Origin of the sequence: Mycobacterium colombiense (genome assembly GCF_001672755.1) — a bacterium.
Lineage (GTDB): Bacteria > Actinomycetota > Actinomycetes > Mycobacteriales > Mycobacteriaceae > Mycobacterium > Mycobacterium colombiense_C.
In genome coordinates, this window is record NZ_LZKI01000005.1 from 44,185 (window position 1) to 63,598 (window position 19,414).

The following is a 19,414-nucleotide window of genomic DNA, read 5'->3' on the forward strand; positions in this document are numbered from 1 at the left end:
CGGTAGACAGACCGCCCTGTCTCGTTATACAAAAGAGATTCGCATCCGCGAACAGTCTGTCTTCAGACATTAGGACGGGCATCCATCGGGGCGCCTCAAGGCGCTTGTCGATCAGGGGGTCCACCATGAATTCCGCCATTGTTGAGGCGATGCCGACCAGTCATCTGACGTTGAGCACCAAACTTGTCTACGAGCTCGGCGACCCCAACTCCACGCTGCGGGCGACAGCGGATCGCAGCGGCCCGTCGGTGGTGATCTATGCCGGGGGCGAGATCGACGCCTGTAACGAGGACACCTGGCGCCACCTGGTGCGCGAGGCGGCCAGCGGCGTCACCGCGCCCGGCTTCTTCGTCGTCGACGTCACCGGGCTCGACTTCATGGGCTGCTGCGCGTTCGCGGTGCTGGCCGAAGAGGCCAAGCGCTGCCGCGAGCGCGACATCGACCTGCGCCTGGTGAGCTGCGAGCCGATCGTCGAGCGCATCGTCGACGCGTGCGGTCTCGGCAGCGTGTTGCCGATCTACCCCACCGTCGACTCCGCGCTGTCCGCGGCGGCTCGCTGGTAGACCCTCGGGCCGTCATCGGCTCATGGGTGACCATCCCACCTTTGGTGCCGAGGAAGAATTCCTCGTCGTCGATCCGCAGACCGGCGCGCCCGCCCCGCACAACGCCGCGGTGGCCGCGGCAGCCGAGCGGCACGGCGTCGAGCTGCAGCTCGAATTGAGCAGTTGTCAGGTGGAAACCACCTCGCAGGTGGCTTCCACCAGCGCCGAGCTGGGCGAGGAGCTGAGCCGGCTGCGGCGCACCGCGGCGCAGGCCGCCGAGTCCACCGGCGTCCAACTGCTGGCCTGCGGGCTTCCGCCGACCACACCGCACGAGTTTCCGGTCACCGACACCCCGCGCTACCGCAGGATCGGCGAAGAGTTCGGGATGATCGCCCACGAACAGGGCATCTGCGGATGCCACGTGCATGTGCAGGTGCCCGATCGCGCCGCGGCCATCCACGTCAGCAATTGGCTGCGGCCGTGGCTGCCGTCTTTGCTTGCGCTGTCGGCGAATTCGCGCGTGTACCGCAACGCGGACAGCGGCCACGCGAGCTGGCGCAGCGTGCTGTGGCGGCGCTGGCCCGCCGCCGGGGCGCCGCCGTTCTTCACCTCGCCCGACGAGTACGACGACGCGGTGCGCCGGTTGGTCGATACCGGGGTGATCCTGGACAAGGACATGATCTATTGGGATGTACGCCCTTCCGCGGACTTCCCGACGGTCGAGGTCCGGGTGGCCGACGTGCCGGCCACCGTCACCGAGACCGTTCTGCTCGCCACCCTGATCCGGGCGGCGGTGATGACCGCGCTCGACTCGCCCGATGACGTCGGGCGGCTACCGCCCGGTGCGCTGCGCGCGGCGTACTGGAAGGCCGCACACGATGGGTTATCCGGCCGCACACTGGATTTGATCCACGGCCGCGGCGCGGTGCCGGCGGGTGAGCAATTGGGGGCGCTCGTGCAGCGGGTGCGCCCCGCGCTGGAGTCGCTGGGCGAATACGACCGCGTCCGCCACGAACTCGACCGTGTCATCACCGACGGCAACGGGGCGATGCGTCAGTTGCGGGCGTGGCGCAAACGCGGCGAGGTGATGGATGTCATCGCCGAAGCCGCCGCGGCCACGCTGAGTTGAGGCGCGCCCGACGCGGTCAATCCCGTTGCCGTACCCAGACTCTCGTCAGGCCACAGCGAGCAGGCGATACAGGCCGATCAAACCCACGACCACGATGATCGCGCGCAGCGCGCCACCCGACAGCCGGCGCCCGTAACGCGCCCCGAGCAGCCCCCCGACCAGTGACCCCGCAGCGATCAGGCCGGCGGCCGGCCAGCTGATCCGGTCGAACGCGACCGATGTATAGGCAACGGCGGCAACCACATTCACCACAAGCGCCAACAGGTTCTTGGCCGCGTTCATCCGCTGCACCGACTCCGGCAACAGCGCACCCATCAGGCCGACCAGCAGAATACCTTGCGCCGCGGTGAAATAGCCGCCGTAGACGCCGACGGCGAAGGTGCCGAACACCAGCGTGGCCATCCGGCGCGGGCTGACGTGCTCGGGTGAGCGTCCCGCCTCCTCCGCGCGCCGGGCCGTCCACGCCTGGATTCGCGGCCCGATCACCACCAGCACCAGCGCCAGCACCAGCAGCACGGGCACGATCTCGGCAAACACCTTTTCGGGCAGGTGCAGCAGCAGATAGGCACCCACCACCGCACCGGCCAGCGATGCCGGGAGCTGCCACCGCAGCCGCTCCCACTGGCCGCCCAACTCGGCGCGATAGCCCCAGGTGCCCGACACACTGCCGGCGACCAGACCCGTCGCGTTCGACATGGTGGCCGTCACCGGCGGATAGCCCAGCGCCACCAGAGTCGGGAACGTGATCAGGGTGCCGGACCCGACCAGCGCGTTGATCGCGCCGGCACCCAGCCCGGCCAGGCATATGAGAAACATCTGAAACGGCGACACCGAAGAAAAACCTTAGCCTGCCGCCGATTTCGGCGCGACGTGACAATCGTCTCTGGCACCGCCGGTCAGGCGGGCGGGGCCTCGGCGCCGCGTTCCACGCCGGTCCGCAGCTTGACCGAGGCGGAATACGCCAGAGTCCGAAAGTGCAGCACCGGATCGTCGGAAGGCTCGATGCCATCGGTGACGCGCATCGGGTCGAATACCACGATATCGCCGCCGTGCTCGCGTTCGGTGTCCAGGCCGGTGACCGTCAGCGTGCCGACGGTGACGATCTGCGTGCTCTGCCAGGCCGCCGACGGGTCCACCGTCGAGTCGGTGGGCCCGGCGATCTGCACCCGGAAGTCGAACCGCACCGGCCCGTCGTCCAGCCGTTGCTTCAGCTCGTCGGTGAGGAAGTCCGGATCCTTGCCGCCGGCATCCGATCCCGACAGGTATTCCTCGGGTGCGGTCGGAACCAGATGGTAGCGAACGAATCTGGCGCTGCCGTCGGCAGCGATCCAGCGAAAGGCGTGCAGGCCGTGGTATTCGGTGGTGGCGTAGCTGGCCGGGACGCGGTTCGCCTCGCGCAGGATGGGCAGCGCGCCGAGCAGCCCCGGATGGAAGAGCAGGTGTCTGGCCAGGCGCAGCGGTGTGGTGAGGCCGGGCCGCATCGCCTTGAGCAGATCGATGAAGCCGTCCGGCGTGCTGGAGACGAACAGTCGGGCGGTCTGCGTCGAGACATCGGTGGTGGAGCCGTCGGGCAGGGTGAACTTCACCGCCATCCCCCGCACACCGGACGCGCCGTCGCGTTGCCTGGGGTTGCCCGATCCGTTCGAGAAGCGAATCAGCGCCGGAACGGTCGAGCCGTCGAGATGCTGTGCGCGCGAGAGCATGAGCGCGTCGGGGGTGGCCGTGAACGTGCCCCGATACAGGGTGCCTTTGGCGTGCAATGCGCGACAGCCGGGCTGTGCTCCCCCGGTGCCCCGGATCGCCTCGATCGCCTGGTCAGGGGTAAGTCCACCGCTCATGGACGAATCTTAGTCGGATCACCTGGGAAAGCCGAAGAGTTCGACGACACCGTGATCGCGACCGGCGGTGTAGCCGCCGTCGACGGCGAGGGCCTGGCCGCTGACGAACGAGGCGTCGGGAGACAGCAGGAAGGCGGCCATGGCGGCGACCTCTTCGGGCCGCCCCAGCCGCTGCAGGGCGTGTTCCTTGGTGATGGAGGCCAGCGGGCCCTCCATCCCGGGGATGCTGAAGACGCTGTGCGCCATGGGCGTTTCGATGAAGCCGGGGCAGATGACGTTGGCCCGGATGCCGCTGGGCCCGTAGTCGAGCGCGATGTTCTTGGTGAGCAGCACGACGCCGCCCTTGGCCGCGTTGTAGGAGCTGCCGCCCGCGGTGCCCTCGAGGCCCTCGACGCTGGCGACCGTCACGATCGAGCCCCGCTCTCCGTCGGCCCGGGGTTGTTCGATCATCGTGGCCAGGGCCGCCTTGGCCACCAGGAAGGTGCCGGTGAGGTTGATGCCGATCACCCGGTCCCATTCGGCGCGGTCGAGCAGGTGCACCGGACCTCCGCCGGCGACACCGGCGGCGTGGAAGAGGCCGTCGAGGCGGCCCGGCACCGCGGCCAGCACCGCGGCGATCGCGGCTTCGTCGGTCACGTCGGCGGACACGAAAGTGAACTGCGGGCCCAAGTCGTCGGGCGGGGCGGCCAGGTCGGCGCCGACCACGGTGCCGCCCTCGGCCAAGAGCCGCCGCGCGGTGGCCAGCCCGATTCCCGACGCGGCGCCGGTCACGACGAAGGTGCGGGAACGGGCGCGCTCGGGGTTCACCATGTCGGATCCTTATCTGATCGTCGGGCCGCTCGGCCCAGTCATGGTGACACACCGCCCCGCAGTCAGTTCGCGAATACCGTATTTGGTGTCAAATGGGTTCGCGCCGTGGGCTTTACAAAGCCATCCGACGCATTCATAGGTGGGTTGTATCACGCTATGAAATACCCATTCTTGGACATCGCCGCCGCCACTGGAGGACGATATGCCCACGGGCGAATTCGCAGCGCCCGACGGCGTTAGGAACAACGATGTCAGCAACTCAGCCTCAGCTGCCTCCCCGTCGAACCGGATGGCGCGTCGCGGCGATCAGCGCGGCCGCCCTGATCGCCGTGATCGTCCTGGCCTGCTCCGCCAACCGGACCGAGCGCACCGCCGCGATGACGCTGGCGTCCGCCGACGCGATCGCCATCGCGCAGGGCGTCTCGGTCACCCCCGCGCCCGGCTGGACGGTCGGACACCGCGGCCCGAACTGGGTGGCGCTGAACAACGCCGACACCAGCGCGCAGCTGCGGATCACGGTCAAGCCCGCGGGCGGCGCGGATGCCGCCGGGCTGCTGCGGGCCGACATCGACCAATTCACCAGCGGCGCCTCGGCCATCTTGACCGATGTGAACCGCCTGAACCCCCCCGACACCAAGCCGCTGCCCAGTGCCAACTTCCAGCAGCAAGCCTCCGTCAACTACACCGCGACCGTGGTGAACGCGCAGGACAGAATTCCCGTGATCGGCACGTTCACCGAGCTGCTGAACACCTCGAACGGCCGATCGGCGTTCATCGACTTCCGACAGGACAGCAGCGCGACCACCCAGGCCGCCGGCGACGGCGGAATGATGATCGGCTCCATGGAGTGAGGCGCTGGCAACCTGCGCCGGCCAGGGTCGGCGTGGCGTGTGCGCGACCGACCGCGTATTAACGACGTGAAGAAATCGAACGCGGAGGGGTCCATGCCACCAGCCGACACGACGACCAGCACGGCGGAGACGCTCGCCGGCATCGTGGAACGACATGCACAGCAGCGGCCCGACGCGATCGCCATCCGCTTCGGCGAGCGCGGATGGTCCTGGGCGGAGTGGAGCTCACGTATTCGTCGCACCGCCGGCGCGCTGCGCGAGGCCGGCGTCGAGCGGGGCCAGTGCGTGGCCGTCCTGGACAAGAATCACCCCGCCTGCCTCGAAGTGCTCATCGCGGGCGCCTCCATCGGCGTGGTCACCACCGTGGTCAATTGGCGGGTGATCGGCGACGAACTCGTGCACGTCCTGGCCGACAGCGGCGCCCGCGTACTGCTGGTCGGCACCGAGCTGCGCGCCGTCGCCGAGGCGGCAGCCGCGCGGGCGCCGGGCGTGCGACGCATCATCGAGATCGGCGGCGAGTACGAATCGCTGCTCGCTGCGGCGGCGCCGACGCAGCCCGACCCCAGCGTCGACGAGAACGAGACCGCGCTGGTGATCTACAGCTCGGGCACCACCGGACGGCCCAAGGGCGTGCTGCTGAGCCAGCGCGCGCTGGTCAATCACGCGTCGAACCTGGCTCCGGCGTTTCCCTTCGCCGACGGCGACGCGAATCTGGTCGCCATGCCGTTGTTTCATGTCGGCGGGATCGGCTACGCCTTGTTCGGAATCCGTTCCGGGGCACCGACGTTCATGACGCGCGAGCCCGACGCCGCGACGTTGATCGGCGCGGTGCGCGCGGGGGCCACCCACGCGTTCTTCGTCCCACCGGTGATCGCCCGGTTCCTGGATGCGGGTGAGGCGGCGACCGCCGCGATCGCCGGCTTGCGCTACATCGTCTACGGCGCCGCACCGATGCCGCTGCCCTTGCTGCACCGGGCGCTGGCCACGTGGCCCGACACGAAATTCGTGCAGGTGTACGGGCAGACGGAATTGTGCGGCGCGGTCACCGCGCTGTCCGACGACGATCACCGCGATGCCGCGCGGCCCGAGCTGCAGCTTGCGGCAGGAAAGGCGGTGCTGGGCTGCGAGATTCGTGTCGTCGACCCCGAGACCGGAAACCCGTTGCCGCCCGGGGTATCCGGCGAGGTGTGGGTGCGCAGCAACCAGAACATGACCGGGTACCTCAACCGTCCGGACGCGACGGCCGAGACGATCACCGCCGACGACTGGGTGCGCACCGGGGACATCGGGCGCCTGGACGCCGACGACTACGTCTACATCGAAGACCGCATCAAGGACATGATCATCACCGGCGGCGAAAACGTGTACGGCCCCGAGGTGGAAAGCGTGCTCATCGAGTATCCCGCCGTGGAGGATGCGGCGGTGATCGGCGTGCCCGACGACTTCTGGGGCGAATCCGTCAAGGCGATCGTGGTGGCCGACGGCGAGGTCGACGCGAAAGACATCATCGAGTTCTGCCGACGGCACCTGGCCGGTTTCAAATGTCCGCGCACGGTCGACTTCGTGGCGGAACTCCCCCGCAACGCCAGCGGAAAGATCCTGAAAACTCAGCTGCGCGAACCGTTTTGGCGCGACCGGGCGCGCGGGATATGAGCGCTCGCGTCGATGCGGCGCGGCGCGACGGTGCGATCAGGACCGCGCTACAGTCGTCCCTCGACGCGCAACTCCGGGTGCACCCAGTCGGGTGAGCGGCGTTCCTTGAACGAGCGGAAGCCCTCGATGGCCTCGGCGTCGGACAGGCTGGCGGTCATGCCGATGCGGTCATAGAGGCCCAGGTAGTTGTCGATGCTCGATTTGATGACGCCGCGGGCGCGTGGGGCAGTTCGACAGCATTGCGCGAGAACGTCTTTCGCCGCGTCCAGCAGGCCCTCGTGTGGCACCACGCGGGTGACCAGGCCCCAGTCGAGGGCCTCGACCGCGGTGAGCACACGTCCGGTGAACATCAGGTCGCGGGTGCGCACCGGCCCGATGACGCGGGTGAGCATCTGGCTGTAGTAGGTGTCGGCGTAGCCGCGGAACAGCTCGGGCACCCGGAAGGTCGCCCGATCGCTCACCACCGACAGGTCGCTGCACAGCGCGATCTGGAAGCCGCCGCCCTGACATAACCCGTTGACCGCGGACACGATCGGCTTGCCCGAGGTGCGCACCGCGTCGAACGGCGTCACATCCATGCCCAGCGCGGAACCGAAGGTGATCCAGTTGTCCTCGCCTCCCCCGCCGCCCATGTCGCCACCGGGGGCGAAGACGTCGCCGGTCCCGGTGAGCACCAGCCCGGCCAGGTCCTTGTCCTCGTTGAGACGTCCCACCGCATAACGGATCCCGAAGTACATCGCGGGGCTCAGGGCGTTGCGCGCCTCCGGCCGATCGATGGTGCAAACCGCGATCGGGCCTGACGCTCGAAGCGCAGGTATGGCGTGCCCAGCCAATCACCTTCGGGCGGACGGGGACTGTTCTGCGGTGCCTGCGCCACGGGACTCCTCTCGGATCAGCGTCGCCGCGGGTACGTCGCGCCGCAACGCCGCTACTGTAGCTCTTACGGTATCCGCGGTGCCGGGCGCCTACACGTAAGGCAGCGTCGTCGTCTCGGCCGTCGCGGACGCATCGGCCAGCACCGAGGCGAGCTTGGTTTGCAGGGTGGACGTGGTGTCCCCCACCGGCTTATCGCAGAACCTGCAGCGCGTGGTGAAGTTCGGCTGTTCGTCCTCGTCCGGCCAGAACCGGCGCGGCCCGACCTGGGCGCCGGGGTCGAACTGCACGGCCTGATGCGGGGCGTCCTTGAGGATGCGGCCGACGGGATGGCTTTGCGGGCATTCGAGTTTGAGCATGCCGACGCCCTCCTGGTTGCCGACCATGGTTCACCGTCCCCTCGCCGTCAGTGCAGGATCTGCGCGAGCTTGCGCCATCGTCGATGACGATGCCGGAACATAACCCGGACAAAGGCACGGGTCAGCAGCCCGTGCAGGCCATCGTCGGTCTCGATCTCGTCGGTGTAGCGGCAGCTGCCGTCGTCGATGGGTTCGAACGTCAGGCGGTGATTCCAGGTGTGGACGGGTCCGCCGTGCTCGTTGGTGTAGATCTCGGTCGGGTCGAGCCGCTTGATGGTGAGGTGATGCGTCCAACCCGGGATCACGCCGAACCACCAGAGACGCGCCGACCCCTGAGTGCCGACCTCGATGCGCTCGGGGACCTCGAGGCGGTAAGCCCGCAGCACCGGACTGAGGACGTGCTTCATCAGCTCTGGCTTGCGCGCCAGGGCGGAGGCCGTCTCGACCGGGATCGGCAGCTCCGTAGTTAGGGTCACCTTACTCATGCAGTTCATGGTGGCTTAGTGAGCGCCATCCGGCAAGGGCGCCGCCGTTTAGTGGGGCGGTTCCGGAGCCGCCGGGTTGGGCGCCTGGGCCGGCGAGGACGGTGCCGGCCGCGGAGCGGCCGACGGCGGGCAGTCCGGCATGAAAATCCACACCGACGACCATCTGGCGGTGATCTTGTTGCACGCCGCCGGGACGACCGGCGAGGCGTTGCTCGCCGAAATCAGCGCCGCAATGAGTCCGGTAACCAGCGCAGGAAGGAGGATCCGGGAGACGACGGTCAACATGATTCAGGCTACGACGGGAGCCGGCGGGCCGCAGCGTGAGAAGTCGGCGGCGCGCCACGGAAGAGGGCGGCGCGGTCAACCATTCATTGACCTGGATTGCTACTTGTGGTCCCGGCTGGGATCGAACCAGCGACCTTCCGCGTGTGAAGCGGACGCTCTCCCACTGAGCCACGGGACCGGCGCCGAGACGGCGAACGACGTCGAAGACTAGCACGCGCCAGCCCCCGACAATACCGGCCGCATCGTGTGGCACGTCGTCGCGATAGCCTAGACACGGCTCGTACCAAGAAATTTGTATGTGCCCGCTCACGTGGACTATCGTCGTGCTTCGCACCGGGCGACGATCTCGTCCGAGGCGCGCGGATGTAGCGCAGTTGGTAGCGCATCACCTTGCCAAGGTGAGGGTCGCGGGTTCGAATCCCGTCATCCGCTCGAAGGTGCAAGTGGCGTGGACCCCAACGGTGGAGTGGCCGAGTGGTGAGGCAACGGCCTGCAAAGCCGTGCACACGGGTTCGATTCCCGTCTCCACCTCCAGCTTTTGGTTTCCCGGCGCGATTAGCTCAGCGGGAGAGCGCTTCCCTGACACGGAAGAGGTCACTGGTTCAATCCCAGTATCGCGCACCAGAGTTATTGCAGGTCAGGAGCGGTTTTCAAGCCTCGAACCAGGCGGCGTGAACTACTTGTGAACTACTCGGTTGGCAACCACCCGAGGAGACATGAGTGACCATCAACCACCAAACCGTCGACGTCGAAACCTTCAAGGTCGGCCGATACCGGGCCATCCTGCAACGCCATGAAGTCGAGCGCGGTGTTCGCTATGACGTGTTCGTGGACCGAGCCGGACTTGACCTCGCCTCGTGCGGCAACGCTCTCGATCTGATGAACCTGGGCATTGCGATATGCCGCGCCGCCCATGCACTCGACGATGCGCAACGACGCCAGGCGATGGACCGCCACCCGGCAGGACGTGCGTTGTGAGCCGGATGGGATGGCCGGAGCGATTGTTAGCTGCGGTCGCAGTGATGGGTGCCGCGTATCTGTTCGGGGGGTTGATCAACCCACTCGCGGGGCTGATCTGTGCCGTCACGACCATGCTGGTCATCGGCGCCATCCTGGGTGGCATCTACCTTGGAGAGAAGCGACGATGAGCCAGCGCTAGTCTCCATTGAATAAGGACCGCCCCAGCCACTTCGGTTTGGGGCGGTCCTCTTTTCACACCACCCACGGCCTGCGGCGCCAAGGCAGCTTCGGCAACATCATCTCGCGCAAGCACTTTCTGCAATAGAGGATGCGCCTGCCGAACTCGTCGGTGTGCACGTACCGATTCGTTCCGCGTAATGGATGGCCAGCGCTGCAGACGCTACTCACGGCCGCCCCGCATGCCGCATCATCTGGAGCCGCTGACGCGAATCGATCTCGCGCTGTAGCTCGTTGACATCCTTGACCGTAACGCTGTCGATGTTCACGCTGTAATTCGGCGCGAAGCCACCGACAGTCGGGTCAGGTGGCGCGACGGCATGGCTGGCGAGCGCATGCACATCACCCCACTGCTCGCTGCTCAGGATCGGCTCGGGGCGCTTGCTCTTGTTGATCGCGATGCCGCCGGACGGCAGGATGCCGCCATTGTCATAGACACCGACAACACCGCCGTGGGCGAGTCCGAGCAACCCCGCCAGATCGGTCGGCTGCAACGGCTGCGTTCCTGGCGGTGGTGTCTGTGATGGCTTGGGCTGCACAGGCTGCGGCCCCTGTACGGGCGCGCCTGGTGTCGGCGTGGGCACGGAAGGGCCTTGCGCTTGCGGACCACCGAGACCCTGTATCGGAGTCGGTGCTGGCGTGAAGTTCCCGGTGCCCTCCGTTGCTATCGGGACACTCGGGCCGACGGGCTGCTGACCCGGCAACTGCCCAGGCTGCACCGGGCCACCCGGCGACGGAGCTTGTACACCGGCTTGAGCATCCTGTGCCTTCTCGCCCGTCGTAACCGCCGCGGCCTGGCCCGGCAGTTGCGGCATGAACTGCGATGGGTCGGTCTGGAAGAACCGCGGCACACCGAACGGCAGCATAATCTCCGCCAGTGCATCACCGCCGATACCGGCCATCTGGAAGCCGTACTGCACACCGCGCTCGGCCATTTTGGTGCCGATACCGATCAGGAATTGCGATGCCGCTCCGCCAGCTTGACCCCCGGCGCCGAAGCTGCCGGCTGTTGCAGCTGCCGAGATCGCGGTCGATGCAGCCGAAGCGGCCTGCTCGATCAAACCGTTGACCGCCGACGCGCCCATCTGCATCGCGCCGGACCAGAGGCTGGTGCCGGCCTGGCCGCCGCCGCCGGCGCCGGCAGGGATGTAACCCTGTGTGCGGCCAGCTGCGCCGCCGGGTTGTCCTGCAGCGCCGGGTGATGCGGGGTCAGCGGACATGTCACCCATGCCGAGCAGGGCAGCCATGCGGTCCTGCGCGCCACCTTGCGCGCCGCCCATGGCTTCGCTTCCGGGCAGAAACCAGTGGTCCTCGAACTGCGGGTCGAACGCGCCGTGCGCGCCCTTGCCGATTTGCACACCGTTGCCGCCGGATTCGACCGCGCGGCCGTCCGGGAGTGTGCCGGCCATGTGGCTATTGGGGCCGCCGCCGCCGTGGTGGATGCCGAGCTGGAAGGTGCCAGGCTTGCTGCCGCGGACGAATCCGTATGCGGCCAGGTCACTTTCGGTGTTGAAGCGCGGCATCTGCTTGCCGGTGAGCTGATTGTAAATCTGCGACATGAAGCCCGAGCAGTCGTACAGCGTGCCGTACTGGTACGCCTTGCCCTGCTGAGCGGACAGCCACTGATTGAAGGTGCCAGCCTTGCCGCCAGTCGCTTCCGGCACCTTGATCTGGGGCATTGGAATCGGTGCCCCGCCAACGTTGTTCGTGCCGTCGTCGTAGCCAGGGAGTCTCATGCCGCCATTGAGCGCAGCGACAATTGCGGCGCCGCCGCGGTCCATGGCCGACTTCTTGACGACGCCCTCGCCGGTGGACACCCGTGCAGTGGGAACGCCGTCAGCTCCGATACCGATGATCGAATCCGATGTGCCGGTGCCGGGGCCGAAAATCATGCCCGCCGGAGTAACTCCACCCTTCGCGCGCTTCGGGAGCCAGCTGTAATCCGTCGCGGGCGCTGTGACCGGCGCTGGCCGCGGGGCTGGCGGCGGCGGTGCTGTGGGCGCCCCACCTGGCAGTCCATGCCCGGGCGTATCAGGGCTGCTGTCAAACGGATTGAACGCCGACAAACCCTTACCGTTCATCGCTGCATCAGCACGGTTGAGAAACCACCAAGGGGTTCCAACGATCCCGTCCTGCGGGAGCACACGCTGACCGCCGAAGTACTTTTCATTGCCTTCTTTGGAAAGCCGTTGAATCTCACTCATCCCCGCGATAGCGAGTCCGATGGGTCCGGCCGCTGCTGTTGCGGCCTCTGCGAGTGAGCCGAGCTTGCCTCTTGCACCATCTGCGTTCCCGGCAAAGGTTTGAAGAACGCTAGCGCCGCCTGAGATGGCATCTCTTAGGGCGCTGAAATTCTGCTGGGCAGCGCCAGCGCGAGTGGCGATGTCCTGCACCGTGCTCGCCGCGCCGGTCTGCCCAATCGACTGCAACGCGTCGGCCACGCCGTTGATCGTGCCCGCGGCGTCCTTGTTCTTGATACCGGTGATCGCGTCACCGATGCTGCGGATGCCATCCACTGCTGGCGCGATGTGGTCGGTCATGTCGCGCAACCAGGTGCCGACCGGACTATCACCGATGGCGTTACCGATGGCGGCACCAGCGCGGCCAGCCGCTTTTGTGAGCTCCTTGTCGAGATCGATGCCAGCGTCCTTGGCGCCTTGGCGCACTGAGTCAACGATCAGACCGCCAATCGAATCGCCGGCCTTCTTCCCGGTTCGCTTCGCTGATTCGCCGATGCTCTTGTCGAGCTCGTCGCCGACGGACTTTCCCGCCTTCTTGGCGCCGTCGGTTACACCCTTCTCGAGCGCGTCACCGGCCTTCTTGCCGGCGTCCTTGCCCGCTTTCTCCGCTCCTGTGGAGATCGCGTCGCTGATCGTTTTGCCAGCTTGGGTAGCGCCCTTGCTGACACCTTTGGCGATGGCGTCCCCGGCCTGTTGACCGGTCTTCTCGGCTTGCTTGGCGACACCGGTTATCTCAGCGGTGATCTCCTTCATCGCGTTGCCGGCCTTCTTGACCGTCAGCTCGACGTAGCCTGATGCCAGTTTCACTCCGTCGCTCATCTCAGAGCCTCCTAGCAAACTTTCGGGTTGATCCAGGCGACGCATGAATATGCGTCCAGCCCGAACGTTGGTGCGGGTCTATCCGAACGTGCGTGCGGGTCTCGAAAGTTGGGAATCTGCACACACTGTCAGGCGCTAAGTCCGGCCGTGGGGGTCGCCGCAGCTCAGGGGGTCACCCCCCACCCATGTCCGCGCATCTGTTCGGATGCTCCGCTCAGTTGTTCGGATTTCGGATGAGTCCATGCATCTTGCACGCATACTCATGCGTTCCACTCAGCAAATGTTTGGGTTCACCCCGAACCTGGTGCGCGGAAAGGTGAATAACACGCGTCGACCAGGTTCGGGGTGAAGTCTCTTAGCTGCCAGCCTCGTCGGCGACGGTGAACTGACCGATTCGCTCAGGACGAACGAGATTCCAGCCGAATCGCCACGTCGCACGGATCACGATGCTGTCCGACGAGAACGCGGCGTGCTCAGACTGCGCAACACGTACCGGCCCAACGGCACTGGCGATCTGCGCTCGGTCGATCACCATGCCAGTGTTGGCCGGAAGAAAGCGACTGCGCTTGACCGGCAGGCTCAGCAGACGGGCTTGTGCGTCTTCCGTGCCGGCACCGAGCAGAGTGCTGTTGTAGTCGGTGCCTGTCTTGAACTTGCGCAGCGTCGCCCAGCTCTTCGGGTCCAGGACGATCGCCGACGGTTCGGCGCCCTTGACCTCGAGCTCGGCCAGCAGGTCGATCAGGACATCCAGCGAGCCGGCCACCGGCTCGGGAGCATGAGTGATCCCGGTTGCATGCAGCAGTCCGGTGGGGTTGGACGCAGAGCCGAAGTAATCGAAGTCGGCCTTGCGCACCAGGTCTCGCGCGAACGATCGCGAAATCTGCGCCGCGGTCGGTTCCTTGCGGAACTGCTCGCTCGAGACCGTCGCCAGTCGCGTCAGCTTCTTGGTGTGCACCAGAACCTCGTCCAAGTCGGGTTCCTCGTCGGCGAGCGCAGCGCCTTCCGCCTTGTAAACGGCGCCCGTGCCGGTCTCACCGGCGTCGACGATGAACGGAACGTGCAGCGAAGGCTCGTCGCCGTCCACGTCACCGGCGACGGTGCTGGTCTGCAGTACGAGCGCGGCGGGGACGACATCTTCGGCCGCGAACGAGACCTCATCAGGACGCCAGCCGTATTCGGCGGTAGTGGTTGTGAGAGTAGTCATTTCGACTCCTTATAGGTTCGCAGCAGCCATGCGAAAGTTTCAGTGGGAGTTACTTCGCGGCCGCCCTATACAGGGTCGAAGACCGTGGCGCGCCATACGGCGCTTGCCTTGGTGCGGTGGGGACGCCCGCATGGAATCCCCAGCCGCTTCCATCAGTGTATCCGGTAGTCGAGACACATCAGTCGTCTTTGCGTCGAAATGCATCCACCCAGCCATCCTTCTTGGGTGGCGAATAGCCTGCGCCCGACCGCATTCCGGTCTGGCGATGCAAAGTCGGCCGCGTGATGCCGAGCTGATCACGTGCCGCTTTCACGGCAGCGGTGATCTTTGCTTCGTCTGGCATGCCGTCCTCGGTGAGAAGGTCCTTCAGCTCGGCCACCGCGAAGACGGCAGCGGGCTTCACCCCTGCTGCGGTGATGGCGGTCTCAAGCTGTCCACGTTGGAGTCGCTCGATGGTGGCAGCCTGTTCAGCAATGGCGGCATCCCGTGCAGCAATCGTCGCCTCGGCTTCTTGCGCACGCTTGCGGTAACGAGCCTCACGCCCGTTGGGCTTGCCGTCGTCGGTGTCAGCCTCAGGTGCGTCCTGAGCTTCCGTTTCGGCTTCGGTGTTGTCATCTGCCGCGGCGTCGGCTTCGGCTGCGCCAGCGTCGATCGTGGCGTCGGTGGTGTCGGTTGCGGTGTCGCTCATCGGTTTTCCATTCTCTTGGCGAGGGTTTCCTTGGTGATAGCGGGCGCGATCCACGCCTGGTGTTTGACGGTGGTAGCGCAGATCGGTACCACGCGATCCTTGTCCTGCGCCTCGAATAAGTACTCAGCGAATTCCACCGTCGCCGGCCCTGTCGGGATCGATGGCAGTGACTCGCTCGAGTCGCGGGTGATGTCCTTCGGCGGCCGATTGCGGCGAGCGGCGTCGACCACCGCCTCGAGATCATCGATCGGATAGTCGGGGTAGAACTCTCGTCTATCGGAGATGTAGGGGTTTGTCACTTGCATTCACCTTTCACTGTGCGCGTGCCAGACGGCACGACGTTTCCGGGAGCCTCCACGCGAGCTCGCGCTGCCCGATACGCACACGGAGTACGTCGAGTCGGCTAGCGGCGCGGTGGAGGGTGTTGATTCCGAAGCCTGCAGCCTTGGCGGCTCGCTTGACGTCGGCTGCGGGGATGGTTCCGCCAGCGAGATACTGAGCCAACCAGTCGGCGGATCGATCATCGATCATCGGCGCTGCCGGTCGCGGCTGCACTCGGCGCTGCGCTGGTGCGGGTTTCTCCGCAGCCAATAGCGGCGGGGCCAGGAGGCGGCCAGCGACCACGCCGCTTGGGCGTCGGTGCTTGGACGTCTCGCGCAGCCATGCCCTGCAGCGGATCAGTGCTGGGCAGCTGTTGCAGACGGCCTGTGCCGCCTCGATCGCGGTGGGTTCACTGTCGCGGTCCAGATCGAAGATCGCTGGCTGCCCCTTGCATGCGGCGCCGTCCAGCTGTGGGACATCACCGATCTCGCTCACCATGTCATCCCAGGCGCTCATCGGTTGCCTCCTACAGGTGACCTCTTCCGTAAAATCACGCACCGACCCCTAAAGGGGTCGTCGCGCGCGTGATTTTTCTGGAATAGAGGCGTCTGAGGATTTTCGTGATTTTCCGTGATTTTCTGATCAGCGGTTTTGTCCCCCGCGTGATTTTCGTGATTTTCTGCGTGATTTTTCACCCTCAGACCCCCGCGTGATTTTCTGCGTGATTTTCTGGGACCTCCGGTGAGACAGTCCATGTCGCGCTACGGCCACGTCCGCGGCCACCTGGATCGACCACCCTCAACCGGCCGGATTCGACCAGTCTGTCGATGTTGCGGCGAGCTGTTTCACGCTGTGCATCCGTCGGCGGAACCTCGCCATGGACCCCGGCAGCGAGATCGGATGCCGTAAACGGTCCGTCTATCTCGCGGGCGACATCGAGGTAGCGCTCTGCTTGTGCATCGAACGTGGTGGCAGCCGCATCGGCATGGTCGGGCGTGACTCGCCATGACGCGACACCGGTGCCGGGGTTTGGTGGGTCGAGGATGAAGGTGCCAGCGAACTGCCGGCGGCCTTCGCTCTTTTGGCAGTGCGCGCGCAAACCACCAGGCCGGTCCTTGTTGACCCAGAGCTCGGCCATGCCACCTTGCCCGGGCACGAATGACCGTTTGCGAACCAGATTGATCGACACACCGCTGACGGCACGGCGTTTCGCCATAGTGCCGCCTGCTCCGTACTTCCGAGAGTCCGTACCTTTGGCCTGATGGTCGAGCAGGATGACGGCGGCGCCGCCGCGCTCGAGTGGTGCGGACACGGCCTGCATGACTCTGGTGTAATCGTCGGCGGAATCCGAGCTGGCCCGAAACAACGGCATCAGCTCACCTACGCAGTCGATCCCGGCGAACGTGGCCCAGCCCGCGCAGTCCGCGACCACACGAAGAACCTCGTCGCTGTCGGCGGGCTCGATGTGACGGAACCTGTTGGGGTCGGCCAACACTGCGGGATCGACGCCGAGCATGAGCATGCGGGCCACGGTTTCAGCCGGGCCGTTGTTGTCGAGGTCGATGAAGAGGACGCATCCTCCGTGGTCGATCGCGCCGACTGCAGCCGCGAGAAGCACCATCGTCTTGCCGTCCTCTGGGTCGCCATACAAGTCATTTCGCTTGGCGAGATAGAAGATGCCGACGTCATCGATGCGGTGCAGCACTGATGGTTTAGGCGGCTCAGGCATTCCACCCGCCAGGTATGCCGCAACATCGGTGTACTGCGGCGCAGTGTTGCGGGCATCATCGGCAGCATCTGCATTCGGGTCGAATGTGGTGTTATCCGGCATGACGGCTGCGAGATTCGGGCGGTCCTCTAGGGGTTCCGGCGGATCGATTACCGATGCATTCTTCGCGTTCTGCACCGTCTGTTCGAACTTGCGTCGGCCGTTGTCGCGCATGCTGCCGTTCTCGATATGGGCCTGTTCGAACATGCCTATAACCCACTCCTCCGAGATGCCCGGACATGGCTTGGCCAGGTTGAAAGCACCACGGAGACAACCGAAGAGCTGCGGATTGCGCGCGGTTGTTGTCGCCGCGTGTGTCCGGCACATGCTTTCGATCTGCGCGCGAACTCGGCGCTCGTACAGGTCGTCGACGCTGATCGGTTCACTCGGTGCCGGTCTAGGTGCCCTTTCGGTGCGCTGAAGCGCTGCCATAACGTCGGCCATCAGGACCACCCCGCCCGAATCGCGTCGGCGCGGTGCTGAATGCTTTCGCCTGCGATCGAATAGAACTCGGGCTCACGGGCGGCGCGCATCGCCATGCGCTCGAAGTTCGCCTGCCATCGCTCATCTGCTGTGTACCGCTCATCCGTCACTGCCGGCTCAACGGCGCCGCGGCCCAAGGGGTTTGGCTGGCGGCACTCACGTCGGCGTGCATCCGATATGAACCTGCGCGGTGCTACACTAGTGGAATCGGGTACTTTGGAGGCCGTCTCGTCACTGGGGCGGCCTTCATCGTATTCTGTTGTCCTCATTACGAAATTCCTTCGGGTACGGTGCAGCCGGGGTCCGAAGGTGCCGGTGGGGTGTTGACGCGACAGTTACCTCATGGCGTCCACGTCCGCGTCAGCGGGAATGGGTGTCAGCGCAGCCTCGATGTCGGCTCGCCGGATGTAAAGCTCACGACTGTTCCCGATTCGGTGCGCTGGTAGTCGTCCGTCCCGGATCATGTTTCCGATGGTCCGGCGGGTCTTGCCCAGGATTTCGGCGGCCTGCGTGCCGTTGACGTATTCGTTGCATACGAGTGTTTTCATGTTCGTTTCCTGCTGTCGCTGTAACGGTTTCCCGCTGTTGCTACCAACTTAAGCCAGGTATTCGACACGACAGGAAAACGCAGGAAAGTTTGAATACACTAGCTCATCGGTGCCGAAGCCTTCAGCAGTGCGGACAGCGCCTCGGCGATCTTCTTGTCACGCCCAGCGGCCACATGCTGATAGCGGAGGGCGGCAGCTGGCGTGGAGTGTCCCAGACGACCCATCAGCTCGGCTAGCGTCGCGCCCGTCGCCGCTGCGAATACCGCTCCGCTGTGGCGCAGGTCGTGAAAGCGGAGGTCGGGCCTCTTCGCCTTCGTGCGGGCTGGGTAGTACCAACGGTAGAAGCTGGCGGGTGCGAGATGCCCGCCATGCTGAGCGGGGAACAACAGTGAATCATCTGGCTCTTCAGTGTGTTTCGCTAGATGATCCTCGAGTGCCGGGAGTAGGTGCGGTGGGATATGCACGTCACGGATGCCAGCGGCCGACTTCGGCGAGCCGGCCTGAAAACCATCATCGGTGCGAACGACGCCGCGGCGGATGCGGATGACGCCGTCATCGAGATCGACGTCGCCCCGGCGCAATTCGGTGATTTCGCCGAAGCGCATCGCGCACCATGCCGCAAGCAGAACCATCGCACGATAGCGCTCGGGCAGCTCGCCGACGATGATCTCGAGCTCTTCGAATGTCGCAGGCCTGATCTTGTGGACTCGCTTCGCGCTGCCAGCGCCGCGCAGGACGCACGGGTTGGCCGTGGCCTTGCCGTCGCGCACCGCATCTCCCATGATCGTCCTGAGCAGCCCGTAGCAGTGCGCGCGCATAGTAGGGCGATCAGGTAGCAGTGCCGCATGCCAGGACTTCACGTCATCGGCAGTGATTGAGGCGATCGGCAGTGACCCGAACTGAGGCACGATGTGGTGCTCGAGCAGCTTCTCGTAGTGCTCGCGGGTCCTGACCTTGAGGTCACGGTGCGTGATCCATGTGTCGGCGTAGGCCTTGAAAGTCAGTTTGGCCGTCGGCACCTGCTGCGCGCCCGGCGGCTCCCATGCCTTCGCGATGATCTCGGCCTGGCGCAGTGCTAACCATTTGCGTGCCGCCGTCACGGTGGTGAATGTCGTCGGCGCCGTGTAGCGCCGCCCATCCGGGCCGTAATACATCGCGCGGTGTCGTCCGCTGGGCAACTTGTGGACGGCGCCGAAGGTGCCGGGTTTGCGCCTGCCCTTGCGTGTACCGCGCGTCACTGTTTTCCTCCGCCGTGAACTACTTGTGAACTACTTTGGTTTCCAACAGCATACTTCAGTTTCCAACATCTTCAGTTACACTG

The 19,414-nt window shown here is 65.7% G+C and carries 20 protein-coding genes, 4 tRNA genes and 1 pseudogene; 9 read left to right on the forward strand and 16 right to left on the reverse strand.

Annotated elements, in window-relative coordinates:
• Nucleotides 1-125: 125 nt before the first annotated feature.
• Together A5708_RS00580 and A5708_RS00585 are read left to right on the forward strand one after the other, a co-directional pair.
• Nucleotides 126-563, forward strand: coding sequence for an anti-sigma factor antagonist (locus tag A5708_RS00580; RefSeq protein WP_065026762.1), 438 nt, complete (start codon nt 126-128; stop codon nt 561-563).
• Between the two features lie 22 nt (nt 564-585).
• Nucleotides 586-1,671: a glutamate--cysteine ligase gene (locus A5708_RS00585; RefSeq protein ID WP_065026763.1), complete on the forward strand. Its 1,086-nt coding sequence runs from the start codon at nt 586-588 to the stop codon at nt 1,669-1,671.
• A gap of 45 nt (nt 1,672-1,716) precedes the next feature.
• Here the strand turns inward: A5708_RS00585 and A5708_RS00590 are convergent, their stop codons facing one another.
• The 3 genes from A5708_RS00590 to A5708_RS00600 all read right to left on the reverse strand — a co-directional run bounded on the left by A5708_RS00590 (nt 1,717) and on the right by A5708_RS00600 (nt 4,319).
• Nucleotides 1,717-2,487 (reverse strand): sulfite exporter TauE/SafE family protein, encoded by a 771-nt coding sequence (locus tag A5708_RS00590; protein ID WP_081292767.1) that lies wholly within the window; start codon nt 2,485-2,487, stop codon nt 1,717-1,719.
• A gap of 80 nt (nt 2,488-2,567) precedes the next feature.
• Nucleotides 2,568-3,509, reverse strand: coding sequence for a catalase family peroxidase (locus tag A5708_RS00595; protein ID WP_065026765.1), 942 nt, complete (start codon nt 3,507-3,509; stop codon nt 2,568-2,570).
• 18 nt (nt 3,510-3,527) lie between these two features.
• The gene (locus tag A5708_RS00600) at nt 3,528-4,319 is read right to left on the reverse strand and encodes an SDR family NAD(P)-dependent oxidoreductase (RefSeq protein WP_065026766.1); all 792 of its coding nucleotides are present in this window, start codon (nt 4,317-4,319) and stop codon (nt 3,528-3,530) included.
• Between the two features lie 377 nt (nt 4,320-4,696).
• Between A5708_RS00600 and A5708_RS00605 the strand changes: the two genes are divergently transcribed.
• Nucleotides 4,697-5,170: a hypothetical protein gene (locus A5708_RS00605; RefSeq protein WP_081292768.1), complete on the forward strand. Its 474-nt coding sequence runs from the start codon at nt 4,697-4,699 to the stop codon at nt 5,168-5,170.
• Between the two features lie 93 nt (nt 5,171-5,263).
• On the forward strand, nt 5,264-6,823 hold the full coding sequence (locus tag A5708_RS00610) for a long-chain-fatty-acid--CoA ligase (protein WP_065026768.1): 1,560 nt from the start codon (nt 5,264-5,266) through the stop codon (nt 6,821-6,823).
• Between the two features lie 47 nt (nt 6,824-6,870).
• On the opposite strand, the pseudogene A5708_RS00615 reads toward A5708_RS00610, so the two are convergent.
• From A5708_RS00615 to A5708_RS00635, 5 genes and pseudogenes are all read right to left on the reverse strand, one after another.
• A pseudogene (locus A5708_RS00615) lies at nt 6,871-7,746 on the reverse strand (enoyl-CoA hydratase/isomerase family protein).
• 42 nt (nt 7,747-7,788) lie between these two features.
• Nucleotides 7,789-8,082 carry a hypothetical protein gene (locus A5708_RS00620; protein ID WP_065026769.1) on the reverse strand — a complete coding sequence of 98 codons (294 nt, stop codon included), beginning with the start codon at nt 8,080-8,082 and terminating at the stop codon, nt 7,789-7,791.
• A gap of 20 nt (nt 8,083-8,102) precedes the next feature.
• Nucleotides 8,103-8,549, reverse strand: a complete 447-nt coding sequence (locus A5708_RS00625) for a hypothetical protein (protein ID WP_065026770.1) — start codon at nt 8,547-8,549, stop codon at nt 8,103-8,105.
• A 39-nt stretch (nt 8,550-8,588) separates the two neighbouring features.
• A complete protein-coding gene (locus A5708_RS00630) occupies nt 8,589-8,825 on the reverse strand; it encodes a hypothetical protein (protein WP_065026771.1) in 237 nt (78 codons plus the stop codon).
• A 106-nt stretch (nt 8,826-8,931) separates the two neighbouring features.
• Nucleotides 8,932-9,003: transfer RNA gene (locus A5708_RS00635), tRNA-Val, on the reverse strand.
• 181 nt (nt 9,004-9,184) lie between these two features.
• On the opposite strand from A5708_RS00635, the gene A5708_RS00640 reads away from it, so the two are divergent.
• From A5708_RS00640 to A5708_RS27750, 5 genes are all read left to right on the forward strand, one after another.
• Nucleotides 9,185-9,257, forward strand: a tRNA-Gly gene (locus A5708_RS00640).
• Between the two features lie 28 nt (nt 9,258-9,285).
• Nucleotides 9,286-9,359: transfer RNA gene (locus A5708_RS00645), tRNA-Cys, on the forward strand.
• 15 nt (nt 9,360-9,374) lie between these two features.
• Nucleotides 9,375-9,449, forward strand: a tRNA-Val gene (locus A5708_RS00650).
• Between the two features lie 96 nt (nt 9,450-9,545).
• Complete coding sequence (locus tag A5708_RS00655; protein ID WP_065026772.1) at nt 9,546-9,803, forward strand: hypothetical protein; 258 nt, start codon at nt 9,546-9,548, stop codon at nt 9,801-9,803.
• Between the two features lie 44 nt (nt 9,804-9,847).
• Nucleotides 9,848-9,973 (forward strand): hypothetical protein, encoded by a 126-nt coding sequence (locus tag A5708_RS27750; RefSeq protein ID WP_269199372.1) that lies wholly within the window; start codon nt 9,848-9,850, stop codon nt 9,971-9,973.
• A gap of 216 nt (nt 9,974-10,189) precedes the next feature.
• On the opposite strand, the gene A5708_RS00660 is transcribed toward A5708_RS27750, so the two are convergent.
• From A5708_RS00660 to A5708_RS00695, 8 genes are all read right to left on the reverse strand, one after another.
• A complete protein-coding gene (locus A5708_RS00660; RefSeq protein WP_065026773.1) occupies nt 10,190-13,081 on the reverse strand; it encodes a hypothetical protein in 2,892 nt (963 codons plus the stop codon).
• 355 nt (nt 13,082-13,436) lie between these two features.
• Entirely contained in the window at nt 13,437-14,285 is an 849-nt protein-coding gene (locus tag A5708_RS00665) for a phage major capsid protein (RefSeq protein ID WP_065026774.1), read from the reverse strand.
• Nucleotides 14,286-14,463: 178 nt separating this feature from the next.
• The gene (locus A5708_RS00670) at nt 14,464-14,973 is read right to left on the reverse strand and encodes a hypothetical protein (RefSeq protein WP_065026775.1); all 510 of its coding nucleotides are present in this window, start codon (nt 14,971-14,973) and stop codon (nt 14,464-14,466) included.
• Nucleotides 14,970-15,272 carry a hypothetical protein gene (locus tag A5708_RS00675; protein ID WP_155765826.1) on the reverse strand — a complete coding sequence of 101 codons (303 nt, stop codon included), beginning with the start codon at nt 15,270-15,272 and terminating at the stop codon, nt 14,970-14,972. The genes A5708_RS00670 and A5708_RS00675 overlap by 4 nt, the downstream gene beginning before the upstream one ends.
• 13 nt (nt 15,273-15,285) lie before the next feature.
• Nucleotides 15,286-15,810 (reverse strand): WhiB family transcriptional regulator, encoded by a 525-nt coding sequence (locus A5708_RS00680; protein WP_065026777.1) that lies wholly within the window; start codon nt 15,808-15,810, stop codon nt 15,286-15,288.
• Between the two features lie 181 nt (nt 15,811-15,991).
• On the reverse strand, nt 15,992-17,506 hold the full coding sequence (locus A5708_RS00685; RefSeq protein ID WP_196772481.1) for a hypothetical protein: 1,515 nt from the start codon (nt 17,504-17,506) through the stop codon (nt 15,992-15,994).
• Nucleotides 17,507-17,880: 374 nt separating this feature from the next.
• The gene (locus tag A5708_RS00690; protein ID WP_065026779.1) at nt 17,881-18,093 is read right to left on the reverse strand and encodes a helix-turn-helix domain-containing protein; all 213 of its coding nucleotides are present in this window, start codon (nt 18,091-18,093) and stop codon (nt 17,881-17,883) included.
• Nucleotides 18,094-18,191: 98 nt separating this feature from the next.
• Nucleotides 18,192-19,331, reverse strand: a complete 1,140-nt coding sequence (locus A5708_RS00695; protein WP_065026780.1) for a tyrosine-type recombinase/integrase — start codon at nt 19,329-19,331, stop codon at nt 18,192-18,194.
• Between the last annotated feature and the right edge of the window lie 83 nt (nt 19,332-19,414).

What these genes read in the sequence shown, in the direction of transcription:
- A5708_RS00580 (WP_065026762.1), top strand. Translation starts at nt 126, where the DNA reads ATGAATTCCGCCATTGTTGAGGCGATGCCGACCAGTCATCTGACGTTG.
- A5708_RS00585 (WP_065026763.1), top strand. Translation starts at nt 586, where the DNA reads ATGGGTGACCATCCCACCTTTGGTGCCGAGGAAGAATTCCTCGTCGTC.
- A5708_RS00590 (WP_081292767.1), bottom strand. Translation starts at nt 2,487, where the DNA reads ATGTTTCTCATATGCCTGGCCGGGCTGGGTGCCGGCGCGATCAACGCG.
- A5708_RS00595 (WP_065026765.1), bottom strand. Translation starts at nt 3,509, where the DNA reads ATGAGCGGTGGACTTACCCCTGACCAGGCGATCGAGGCGATCCGGGGC.
- A5708_RS00600 (WP_065026766.1), bottom strand. Translation starts at nt 4,319, where the DNA reads ATGGTGAACCCCGAGCGCGCCCGTTCCCGCACCTTCGTCGTGACCGGC.
- A5708_RS00605 (WP_081292768.1), top strand. Translation starts at nt 4,697, where the DNA reads ATGACGCTGGCGTCCGCCGACGCGATCGCCATCGCGCAGGGCGTCTCG.
- A5708_RS00610 (WP_065026768.1), top strand. Translation starts at nt 5,264, where the DNA reads ATGCCACCAGCCGACACGACGACCAGCACGGCGGAGACGCTCGCCGGC.
- A5708_RS00620 (WP_065026769.1), bottom strand. Translation starts at nt 8,082, where the DNA reads ATGGTCGGCAACCAGGAGGGCGTCGGCATGCTCAAACTCGAATGCCCG.
- A5708_RS00625 (WP_065026770.1), bottom strand. Translation starts at nt 8,549, where the DNA reads ATGAACTGCATGAGTAAGGTGACCCTAACTACGGAGCTGCCGATCCCG.
- A5708_RS00630 (WP_065026771.1), bottom strand. Translation starts at nt 8,825, where the DNA reads ATGTTGACCGTCGTCTCCCGGATCCTCCTTCCTGCGCTGGTTACCGGA.
- A5708_RS27750 (WP_269199372.1), top strand. Translation starts at nt 9,848, where the DNA reads ATGGGTGCCGCGTATCTGTTCGGGGGGTTGATCAACCCACTCGCGGGG.
- A5708_RS00660 (WP_065026773.1), bottom strand. Translation starts at nt 13,081, where the DNA reads ATGAGCGACGGAGTGAAACTGGCATCAGGCTACGTCGAGCTGACGGTC.
- A5708_RS00665 (WP_065026774.1), bottom strand. Translation starts at nt 14,285, where the DNA reads ATGACTACTCTCACAACCACTACCGCCGAATACGGCTGGCGTCCTGAT.
- A5708_RS00670 (WP_065026775.1), bottom strand. Translation starts at nt 14,973, where the DNA reads ATGAGCGACACCGCAACCGACACCACCGACGCCACGATCGACGCTGGC.
- A5708_RS00680 (WP_065026777.1), bottom strand. Translation starts at nt 15,810, where the DNA reads ATGAGCGCCTGGGATGACATGGTGAGCGAGATCGGTGATGTCCCACAG.
- A5708_RS00685 (WP_196772481.1), bottom strand. Translation starts at nt 17,506, where the DNA reads ATGGCCGACGTTATGGCAGCGCTTCAGCGCACCGAAAGGGCACCTAGA.
- A5708_RS00690 (WP_065026779.1), bottom strand. Translation starts at nt 18,093, where the DNA reads ATGAAAACACTCGTATGCAACGAATACGTCAACGGCACGCAGGCCGCC.